At 60.4% G+C, this 10,465-nt stretch carries 6 protein-coding genes and 1 pseudogene; 4 read left to right on the top strand and 3 right to left on the bottom strand.

What is annotated here, in order from left to right; translation table 11 throughout:
• Positions 1 to 39: 39 nt before the first annotated feature.
• Entirely contained in the window at positions 40 to 216 is a 177-nt protein-coding gene (locus tag GQO94_RS21545; RefSeq protein WP_456299635.1) for a hypothetical protein, read from the bottom strand.
• A gap of 140 nt (positions 217 to 356) precedes the next feature.
• Here GQO94_RS21545 and GQO94_RS21500 point away from each other — a divergent pair.
• Positions 357 to 2,459, top strand: a pseudogene (locus GQO94_RS21500) (Tn3 family transposase); the annotation flags it as partial.
• A gap of 168 nt (positions 2,460 to 2,627) precedes the next feature.
• Here GQO94_RS21500 and GQO94_RS20355 read toward each other — a convergent pair.
• Positions 2,628 to 4,238, bottom strand: coding sequence for a GMC family oxidoreductase (locus tag GQO94_RS20355; RefSeq protein ID WP_081933176.1), 1,611 nt, complete (start codon positions 4,236 to 4,238; stop codon positions 2,628 to 2,630).
• A 784-nt stretch (positions 4,239 to 5,022) separates the two neighbouring features.
• On the opposite strand from GQO94_RS20355, the gene GQO94_RS20350 reads away from it, so the two are divergent.
• From GQO94_RS20350 to GQO94_RS20340, 3 genes are read left to right on the top strand one after another with little or no spacing between them, the layout of a single operon-like run.
• A complete protein-coding gene (locus GQO94_RS20350; protein WP_156843209.1) occupies positions 5,023 to 7,251 on the top strand; it encodes a TonB-dependent receptor in 2,229 nt (742 codons plus the stop codon).
• A gap of 50 nt (positions 7,252 to 7,301) precedes the next feature.
• Positions 7,302 to 8,801 (top strand): aldehyde dehydrogenase family protein, encoded by a 1,500-nt coding sequence (locus tag GQO94_RS20345; protein ID WP_037556853.1) that lies wholly within the window; start codon positions 7,302 to 7,304, stop codon positions 8,799 to 8,801.
• A gap of 20 nt (positions 8,802 to 8,821) precedes the next feature.
• The gene (locus GQO94_RS20340) at positions 8,822 to 9,262 is read left to right on the top strand and encodes a DUF4345 domain-containing protein (protein WP_037556852.1); all 441 of its coding nucleotides are present in this window, start codon (positions 8,822 to 8,824) and stop codon (positions 9,260 to 9,262) included.
• On the opposite strand, the gene GQO94_RS20335 is transcribed toward GQO94_RS20340, so the two are convergent.
• Complete coding sequence (locus GQO94_RS20335; protein WP_081933174.1) at positions 9,254 to 10,261, bottom strand: helix-turn-helix domain-containing protein; 1,008 nt, start codon at positions 10,259 to 10,261, stop codon at positions 9,254 to 9,256. The two genes, GQO94_RS20340 and GQO94_RS20335, sit on opposite strands and share 9 nt — an antisense overlap.
• Between the last annotated feature and the right edge of the window lie 204 nt (positions 10,262 to 10,465).

The following is a 10,465-nucleotide window of genomic DNA, read 5'->3' as shown; positions in this document are numbered from 1 at the left end:
GCATTGGGCCCTCGGCGCTGACGGAGGCCATGGGCATGCTCAACCACCATTTCGCAGCAGCCGCCTGATCGGCGCAGAGCGACAGCCTACCTCTGACTGCCGCCAATCTTTGCAACAGAGCCCTTTGATGGCCCCGGCCTTCTCCAGACGCATGGTCTGTCCCGCCACATCCTGATCGCCGGTGCTGACGCGGGCATAGCCCAGAATATCGCCCATGCCGTGCGTCTCCCAAACGGTCGTTCTCTGGACGCTATGAAGGGCGACCGCTTTGCCCAATCCATGTCCGTCCACATACTATGTCTCTTTACTCATGGCTGTCCATAGGCACAGATGACCTTTTGTGGACGGGAATCGGCATGACGAAGCGCAAGCATCAACTCCTGACCGAGAGCGAGCGCGACCAGATCCTCGCCATCCCGACTGATCGCGACCACTTGGCACGGCTCTACACCTTCGAGCCTTCGGATATCGAGATCATCGGCGCGCGACGGGAGCAACGGAACCAGTTGGGCGTCGCGCTGCAACTCGCGCTCTTGCGGCACCCGGGCATCACGCTTGCGCAGTTGATACAGGACAGGGGAGCGATACCCCATGATCTCGCCGCCTTCGTCGCGGAGCAACTTGGACTGCACGTAACCGACCTGGCCAACTATGCGGCGCGAGATCAGACAATGACGGATCATGCCCGTGTGTTGGCGGTGCGCTTGGGACTTCGGGGGGCGACCCGCGCCGATATTCCCTTCATGATCGAAGCGGCCGCGAAAACGGCATGGGCGACCGACAAGGGGATGACGATCGCGACCGGCGTCGCCACCGCCCTTCGCGAGGTCCGGATTCTGTTGCCGTCCATCTCCACCATCGAACGCGCCAGCAGCGCGGGACGTGCGCGTGCCCGTAAGCAGGCCGCCTATGCCCTGATCGCCGATCTCAGCGCCGAACAGGTCCACGCCCTCGACCAGCTCTTTGACGACGCCGACGGCATGAGCCAGCTTGCTTTGCTCAAGACCATTCCCGTCGCGGCCAAACCCGATCACATCCGCCAGATTCTCGACCGCCTGTGGCAAGTGCGGAAGATCGGCATTTCTCCCGACGTAGCTGGCCGCATCCATGGGGACCGATTTCGGCAATATGTCAGGGAAGGCCGCGCTTCGCCTGCCTATATGATCGAGCGATATATCCCCTCCCGCCGGCGCGCCACGCTTGTTGCTTTCCTGCTCGACCTCGAAGAACGGCTGACTGACAGCGCTCTGGAGATGGCGGACAAGCTGATCGGCAGCATCTTCACCCGCGCGAAGAACGCCCAGGCGCGCAGCTATGCCACCACGTCGAAGAACGTCGCGCGGCTGATGCTGATCTTTCGCAGGACGATCGACGCACTCACCGATGCAGTCGATACCGGCGAAGATCCGATAGAGGCCCTGGACGCTTCGGTCGGGTAGAACACCCTCCTGAAGGCCAGACCAGAAGTAGCGACGATCGCGGAAACCGCGAGCCTCGACCCGTTGACGGTCGCGGCCGATCGCTATGCGACGTTGCGTAAGTTCGCCCCTGATCTGCTTGAAGCGCTCCAGTTCAGGGCGGGAAAGGGCAGCGCGAAGACGATCGCCGCTGTCGAGATGCTGCGCGACCTCAACAGGTCGGGCAAACGCGATCTGCCTCCCGACGCTCCGATGCCCTTCCGCAAGGAATGGCGGAAAATCGTTGTTGGCGATGACGGCAAGATCAACCGGAGGCTTTGGGAGATCGCAACGATCGCGCATCTGCGCAACAAATTGCGGTCCGGGGATGTCTGGGTGGAGCGATCGGCGGGATACCGCCGGTTCGACAGCTACCTGCTCAGCGATCCGAAGGCCAAGCCGATCGTATCGGCTCTTGGCCTGCCACCCACAGCCAGCGAATGGCTCGAACAGCGGGGCCGCGAACTGGACTGGCGGCTGAAGAAATTCGCCCAGCGCCTGAAGCGCGACGCTCTGGAAGGTGTGCGGTTCCGCGACGGCCGCCTCCAGATATCGCCGATACGCACGATCGCGACACCCGATGCCGAAGTACTGGCTGACCGGCTCGATGCCATGATGCCACGCATCCGCATCACCGAGCTGCTGCATGAGGTGGCGCAGGAAACCGGCTTTCTCGCAGCGTTCACCAACCTGCGCACCGGCGAGGCGTGCCCCAATGAAAACGCGCTGCTCGCCACGATCCTCGCCGACGCAACCAATCTCGGCCTGTCGCGCATGGCGACCGCGAGCCAGGGCGTCACGCGCGATCAGCTCCTGTGGACCCATGACGCCTATATCCGCGATGACAGCTACCGAGCGGCGCTGGCCGTCCTCATCAACGCGCACCACCGCCTGCCATTTTCGCGGGTCTGGGGCGACGGCGCCACGTCCAGCTCCGCATGGTTCCCGACTGACCGAAGCGCTTCCACGACGACGCTCGTCAGCGCGAGGCCGAATGGAGCTTTCGATACGGCGCCAATATAGGACATCCGATCAAGTCTTTCCTCCTGCTCGCGGCAGGGTGACTAACCTGCCTCTATAGCTCTATAATGCTCCCAAGCAGCCGCCTGACCATCTAGACTAGCCAGCGTGTCACGCTGGCGGCCAATACGCGCCATCAGTGCTTTGGGGTCATTGAGGTCTCTGGTCCTCTACGATCATGTCTGCTGCTTTTTCGCCGATCATGATGCAAGTGGCGTTCGTATTGCCGTTGATGATCGTTGGCATGATCGAGGCATCAGCCACGCGAACATTTTGCAGCCCTCGAACCTTGAGACGAGTGTCGACAACCGCCAGCGCGTCGGTTCCCATCTTGCACGTGCCGACCGGGTGATAAGAATGATTCACATGTTCAGTGAGGTAAGCGTCAATTTCTTGATCTTCATTCAGCTTGTGGGTGGGGTAGAGCGGTCGCTTGACCACGTCATTCATCGTCTCTGAGAAAAGAATGTCCTGCGTTATCTTGAAGGCGTTTCGTAACGCGGTTCGATCGTCAGGATGGCTCAGAAGATTGAGGTCGATGAGGGGATCGGACAGAGCGGAACTATCGCGAAGGCGCACTGCACCTCTGCTCTTGGGATGACCGATATTGATGAGAACCGTGAAGCCCCATTTCGTCATCAAACGATAGTCGCGTGCGTGGTCGCGATAGGCTAGCGGAATCACGTGGAGTTGGAAGTCCGGGCGGTCCCGATCGGGATCGGAGCGCAGGAACCCTCCTGCGGCAGTCGGCGGATTGCCCAGCCAGCTGCCTTTGCGCACGATATAGTGCAGAAGATCCTTTGTGCTCTTGATCAATCCCAATGGATTGAGCGCAATGCCAATGCGCTTGCGCGTCTCGAAGATCATCATGACGTCGGGATGATCATGCAGATTCTGCCCGACGCCATTTATTTCTTGAACGACTTCTATGCCATGCCGGTCGAGCTCGGCGCGCGGGCCAACACCAGAAAGCATCAGAATTTGGGGCGAATTGAACGTACCGCTGCTGACGATGACTTCCTTCTGGACATCCACCCGCCGCACTTCGCCGTCCTGCACGAACTCTACCGCGACTGCCCTATTACCATCGAAGACGATCCGCTGCGCGCGCGCATTTACTTCGACCCGGACGTTGGACCGGACGAGCATCGGGTCGATATAGCAGCGCTTCACACCGGCCCGCCGGCCGTCCTTGACGGTGAATTGGTAGACACCGATCCCTTCCTGGGTATCGCCGTTGAAATCCTCGTTCTGTGGATGACCAAGCGATGCAGCGGCCTCGATAAAGGCGCCATAGGCTTTGAAGGAAGCATCGCCGTTGGACACGTGAAGCGGACCGAAGGCGCCATGATATTGACTGTCGCCCCGGACATTGCGCTCCGCCTTTCTGAAGTAAGGCAGAACGTCGTTGTACGACCAACCTTGGTTGCCGAGGTCGTGCCAATTGTCGAAATCGGATCGGTCGCCACGGATGTAAACCATGCCATTCATCCCGCTCGACCCGCCCAGCATCTTACCGCGAGGATTATAGAGGCGGCGGCCATTCAGCGCCGTGACTGGCTCGGTATTGTAGCGCCAGTTGAGCGTGTTGATCGCAAAATCCTGGATCAGTGCCGCAAAGGCACCTGGTGTTGAAACGAGCGGCGAATTACCCGATCCGCCAGCCTCGAGTAGGCATACCGTCGTTTTCGGATCTTCCGACAAACGACTGGCGATCACGCCTCCGGACGAGCCGCCCCCGATAATGACATAGTCTGGCATATATATTGTCTCCGCAGAGATCTGGACCGACCGAGCGCTCGGCCATAGCTCCTGCCTGGTGCCGACCGGCTGGTGCTACCTAGGAAGATCGTGCCGACGCGAATGAGCCGCACGACGAACTGCGCGCGCTCTCAAGAAGCGAGAATGCGCTGATTACCGAGACCGAAATGAGATTTCGGATTGAAAATGTACTGAAGATTTCCATGGCCTCTCCCGGCGGATTTATCCTTGTCAGGGGATTTTCGCTCGATCCCGGTTCGCCAGTTTACGGTCGATGTCACCGTCGAACTTGGAAAATCCGGCCCGCGAATTTGACTTCGCTTGGCCCCGGTCGCTGCGAGAAGAGAGGACGTCACACGGCGGGAGTGGTGGGATTCGCGGTGTCTCCGAGCGAGCATCGCGGATGCTCGCCGGCGCTTGAGTCCGCCCGGGTTCCTTTGGACCGCAAGGCGACAAGCTTTTCCAAATGAACTCCCGCTCGGCGCTGCTGGATACTGACCCTCCAGGCCGTTCCCCGGTCGCAATTCTTGACGGCGCAAAGCTACAAATAATGCAGCCCGGTTTCTCCAAGCGCCAGCGCTGCCCTCCGAATAATCTCGCCCAGAGAACACGCAATAACGCATGTCTAGGGAGGATTGATTGAGACATCCGAACATGAGGAGCCTGCTCGCGGGGAGTGCGATCGGCCTTTTCGCCACTGCATACCCGATGAGCGCAGCGTGCGCTCAGACTGCCACGAACGCGCCCGCGTCATCGGTGGCATCGGGTGTCGGTGCCACGAAGGATGACAGCTCTCGACCGGGAGAGCTCGACCGAAGGTGCCTTGGAGGACATCGTCGTCACGGCGCGTAAGCGGAGCGAGAATCTTCGCGATGTGCCGGTCGCGCTTACGGCAGTCTCGGGTGACACCCTCACGCATCGCAACATCACGCAGATGGTCGACCTTGTGACCACACTCCCTAACCTAACTGTCTCCTACGGTACCATCCAGCCTCGGACATTTATCCGCGGCTTTGGCTCGGGCGATAATCTCTCCTTCGATCAATCGGTCGGAAAATTCGTCGACAACGTGTCTTATGGGCGGGACCAAGACAGTCGCATTCCCTTGTTCGACCTGGAAAGAGTCGAAGTGCTGCGTGGACCTCAGGTGCTGCTGTTCGGCAATAGCGCGACGGCCGGCGCTCTCAACATCACGACGCGAAAGCCCGGCGACCGATTCGAGGCGGATGGCTCGATCGGCTATGAATTCAACAACAACGAGACGAATGTACAGGGTGGTGCAACACTCCCGGTTGCCGAGGGCGTCAGCCTGCGGGTTGCCGGCTTGCTGCAGCATCTCGACAAGGGCTGGATACACAACAATGTGACCGGCTTCGACAGTCCGCGCACGCGCAATTATGCTGGCCGCGCGATCTTGCGCATCGAGCCCAGCTCCGATCTCCAGATACAACTGAAGGCCGAATATGACCGGCTCCTCGATGAGGGCGAGAACATCCAGGTCTACAAGCAGTCCTTGGCGGTGCCGGGCCTCTTCGATGACACGAAGCTGGATGGGCGGACCTCAAACTCGAACGCCGGCCCGCCTTATTTCCAGCAAGGCTACGCCTATCTGCGAAACCAGACCTATCAGGCCGACATCAACTATCACGTCCTTGGCGGACAGTTGATCTCGACCAGCAGCTATCGAAACTACATGTCGTCCACGTCAGGCGACGGCGATGGCCTGGCCGCTGACATCTTCAACGCGTTTATCTTCAACCGCTATCGGCAGTTTGCGCAGGAACTACGTTTCGAGGGCACGTCGGGCGATTTCGATTACACGTTGGGAGGCTATTATCAGCACGACGAGATGCGTGCCTTCACGTTGATCGAGTTCAATCTGGCGCCTCTGGGGGTCCCTGTTCCACCCTTCGCACGCTATCTGAGCTTCGATCAGGACACTGATGCCTGGTCGGGCTTCGCAAACCTGCGCTGGCGGATCACGCCAAAGCTCAAGGTGGAAGCTGGCTTTCGCTATACCGACACACGAAAGGACGTGAACCAGCTGCTTGCGACGGCCAATATTATTCCCTCGCTTCCCAGAAACACGAAGCGGGTCACGGTCGCGCAACAGATAAATCCGGCGCTTGATCCGGTTCAGCTGGCGGTCCTGGGTGTCTTGCCGCATGACTACCGCGGCATTCAACAGAATGACGGTTATTTTCAGCCGCAGGTCATCGTACAATATGAGATCGCACCGGCGAACATGGTCTATGCCAAGTTCGTCAGCGGGTCGAAGGCCGGCGGCGTCGACGCGATCTCCCCTGCTTCCAATCCGAACGCGACCAAGTTCGGTCCGGAGAAAGCGACGTCCTTCGAGCTTGGCGCCAAGGGCCGGCTCGCGAGCGGCCACCTCGATTATGCGCTCACCATCTTCTCAACGACGTTCAAGGACTTGCAGCTTTCGGTCTTTGACAACGTCTCGTCGTTTCTCGTGTCGAATGTCGGCAAGGCGCGGACGCGCGGTGTCGAGCTCGAGCTCAACTGGGCCCCGGCACCCCGCCTGCGTATCGATTTCAACGGTGCCTATCTCGATGCCAGATATCTGAGCTTTCCTGGCGCGACATGCACCAACGAGCAGTCGTTGATTGCCGGCCCGACCTGCACCCAGGACCTCTCCGGCGCGCCGACGTCCTATGCGTCGAAATGGTCGGGTAACCTTGGGATCGCCTATGAGCAGCCCCTCGGCGGCGATTACCGCCTCGCCGGCCGGATCGATGTATCGGCACGGTCTTCCTATGATGCAGGCAGCACGAATTCGCCGGATGAGCGCCAGAAGGGCTATGCCCAGCTCGATGCGAACCTCGACCTCAGCCCGAATTCCAGCAGCTGGACGATCTCGCTGTTCGGAAGGAACCTGACCGACAAGCGCTATCTGAGCTTCGCTCTGCCGACCATTCCAGCGACCTTCGGCGAGATGGGAACATATTCGCGCGGGCGACAGCTTGGCGTTCGCCTGAGCGGTCGCTTCTAGACGCGCCGGGCAATCTTCACCCCGAACCAGCAATTCTGCGAGGCACTCCGATGACGTCCATTTTGTCGCAGCCGCGATATTCCGATACAGCCAGTGCGTTCATCGCCTCGCCGAAGCGTCTCCTGATAGACGGGGAATGGCAGTCCTCCTCAGGCGAGAAGTTCGTACCGGTCTACGATCCGTCGAGTGGTATCGAGATTGGGGCGATCGTCGATGCCAGCGATGCGGATGTCGATCGGGCCGTCGGCGCGGCGCGCGCGGCGTTCGATGACGGCCGATGGAGCGGCCAGTCTCCTTACTATCGGGAGATGACGATCCGAAGGCTGGCCGATCTGATCGAGGCGAACGCCACCGAGTTCGCTGAGCTGGAAGCGATCGACAATGGGAAGTCGATCACCGCCGCATCGCAGATGGACGTTCCCGGCGCGATCGCGCAGCTACGCTATATGGCAGGCTGGGCATCACGTCTCGATGGAGAGAGCGTCGAGCCGTTGCTCGCGCCATCCGGCGCTTTCCATGGTTACACACGGCGCGAGCCGATCGGCGTCGCGGCCCTGATCGTGCCCTGGAACTTTCCGCTTTTCTTCGCCGCCCTAAAGCTTGCGCCGGCACTGGCTGCGGGCTGTACGACCGTTCTCAAGCCGGCCGAACAGACAAGTCTGACGACCTTGCGGTTCGCCGAGCTGGTGCTTGAGGCCGGCTTCCCGGCAGGCGTGATCAACATCGTGACGGGCGCTGGCAGTGGCGCCGGCGCGGCGCTGGTGCGACATCCCGAGGTCGACAAGATCAGTTTCACCGGGTCGACCTCGGTAGGCAAGATGATCGCGCACTCGGCCGCCGACAGCCTCAAGCGCGTGACGCTCGAACTTGGGGGCAAGTCGCCTGTGATCGTCTTGCCCGACACCGATCTCGGACAGGCAGCTCAGGGCGTGGCGGGAGGCGTTTTTTTCAACTCTGGCCAGATTTGCACAGCGGGCTCGCGCGTCTTCGCCCATCGGGACGTGTTCGACGCGCTGGTGGAAGGGATAGCCGACGCAGCGCGGGGGATTCGTCTCGGTCCTTCGCTTGCGCCGGATACGCAGATGGGACCGCTGGTGTCGGCGCGGCAGCGCGATACCGTCATGGGTTTCATCGAGAGCGCATCGACTGAAGGTGCCTCGGTCGTTGCAGGAGGCGGTCAGCTCGCCGATCAGGGCTATTATGTGTCGCCCACGATCATCGCTGACGTCTCACCCGAGATGCGCGTGATGCGTGAAGAGATCTTCGGGCCAGTGGTTTGCGTGTCGCGCTTCGATGATCTCGACGCCGTGGTGAAGAGCGCGAACGCCACGCGCTACGGGCTGGCGGCGTCGGTCTGGACCCGCGACATCAGTGCAATGCATAGGCTGGCGCGATCAATCAAGGCGGGCACGGTCTGGGGAAACTGTCATAACGCCATCGATCCTGCCGTGCCGTTCGGGGGATACAAGGAGTCCGGGCTCGGCCGCGAACACGGGCGGGAGGGGGTGCTCGCCTATACCGAAACCAAATCGGTTCTCGTGGCTCTGTAGGTTTAGAGGGAGCGAAGACAATGGTCGGTAGGGCGGAAGCAATTGGTGGGCGGGGCCTCTCCGCGGCGGTAAGAGCCTTTTGCATCGTTCCTCTGGCCACCGGTATCGGCGACATCGCCCAAGGCGCGAAGTTTCTCGCGACCGCCGGCGCCGCGCTCCCATCCGCCGCGCTTTCCGATCCAACACTGAACAGCCAGCTGATGTTCGCCGGAGCGATCTGGCTCGGCTACGCGCCGCTCATCTGGTATGCCAGCCGCGATCTGCGTGAGCGGCTCTTGCTCCTGCGTTTGCTCTTCGGCTTCGTGTTTCTGAGTGGCCTCGCACGGACCCTGGCCTATCTTCGGTATGGGTCGCCAGGTTTCGTTCTCACCGCGGCGATAGCGATCGAGTTGGTGGTGCCGCCGGTGATCATGTTTTGGACCGCAATTGCGGACGCCCGGCTACGAAACAGGTCAGCTTGAGGGGCGGCCGCGCCAGAGGGGCAAGGTTCCGCGCAGCGCCGAATGCCGATATTCCCGCGCTGAGACTCCAAATTTGCGACGGAACGAACGGCTGAAATAGCTGAGATCGTCAAACCCGACGTCGTAAGCGATGTCAGTGATGCGGGCGCTTAGGGAAGGATCGCTCAATCGGCGACTGGCTTCGTCGAGCCGTGCGTCAGCAATGTATTTGTGACACGAGGTTCCTTGGCTGCGGAAGACGCGTTGGAGGCTCTTGGCTGAAAGCCGCAGTTTTTCACAAATATAGCTTGGACGCAGAGCCGGATCTTCGAGATTGGATTCAACAAATCTCTGTACCGAGGTCCAGCTGTCGTCGCGACGCCGGTCGGTCTCAAATTCGGCGGAATAGCAGGTCAGAATGGTGTCGCCCAGAACGCGAGCGGCGAGCGGATCGTCGGCCTCTGTCTGGAACCTCTCGAGCTGCTGCAACAATCCTATCGCATAGCTTCTCATGAGGATCGCGGAGGATCGATGCGCCGCGATACGGTAATTGATCATATCGCCGATCGGCGGGGATGAGCGACGCATACGCGCTTCGAGCATCTGCTTCGAAAAGATGAGGCAGAGATGCTCGTTATCGTCGTCGAACTCATATTGGTGCGCCGCTGCACCGTCGCAAAGCACGACATCACCCGGGCCGATTGTGATCATCCGATCGTCGAGGCGTATCGCGGCATGCCCCTCCTTCTGCACCTTCAACAGGTAGAAGTCGCGGAAAGCCTCCGCGGCATATTTGACGCTGCATGCCTTGGACGCAAACCGCAGAAGTGCAAGGTTGCTGAACAACGTCCAGGTGAATTCCGTTGTTTTGGCTCGTACCGGCGGCGTCTCGATGTCCAGATCACTGGCCAGTTGTGACGCAAAAAGCGATCGGTGGCCGACGCGGATATGATTAGCTCGTGGAACCAGCAGCCCTCCGCCCAGACCTGGCGCGTCAGAAGTTGCCGTTGAATGTCCCACTTCGTCTCTCCACGATAATGGGGCGCTCCTCTTGTTGTGCCAAAGGATTTCGCCCGGCTGCTTTCATTACGGCAATCTAGGCGGCTCTGTTGCAAAGATTGGCGGCAGTCAGAGGTAGGCTGTCGCTCTGCGCCGATCAGGCGGCTGCTGCGAAATGGTGGTTGAGCATGCCCATGGCCTCCGTCAGCGCCGAGGGCCCAATGC

Origin of the sequence: Novosphingobium aquimarinum (assembly GCF_009746585.1) — a bacterium.
In the GTDB taxonomy this organism is placed as follows: Bacteria; Pseudomonadota; Alphaproteobacteria; order Sphingomonadales; family Sphingomonadaceae; genus Novosphingobium; species Novosphingobium aquimarinum.
Note: the sequence above shows the minus strand (reverse complement) of the source record. Positions and strands in the feature narration are given on the sequence as shown.

Excerpts from the sequence above, each read along its gene's own strand:
- GQO94_RS21545 (WP_456299635.1), bottom strand. The coding sequence starts at position 216 with ATGGGCGATATTCTGGGCTATGCCCGCGTCAGCACCGGCGATCAGGAT.
- GQO94_RS20355 (WP_081933176.1), bottom strand. The coding sequence starts at position 4,238 with ATGCCAGACTATGTCATTATCGGGGGCGGCTCGTCCGGAGGCGTGATC.
- GQO94_RS20350 (WP_156843209.1), top strand. The coding sequence starts at position 5,023 with ATGACAGCTCTCGACCGGGAGAGCTCGACCGAAGGTGCCTTGGAGGAC.
- GQO94_RS20345 (WP_037556853.1), top strand. The coding sequence starts at position 7,302 with ATGACGTCCATTTTGTCGCAGCCGCGATATTCCGATACAGCCAGTGCG.
- GQO94_RS20340 (WP_037556852.1), top strand. The coding sequence starts at position 8,822 with ATGGTCGGTAGGGCGGAAGCAATTGGTGGGCGGGGCCTCTCCGCGGCG.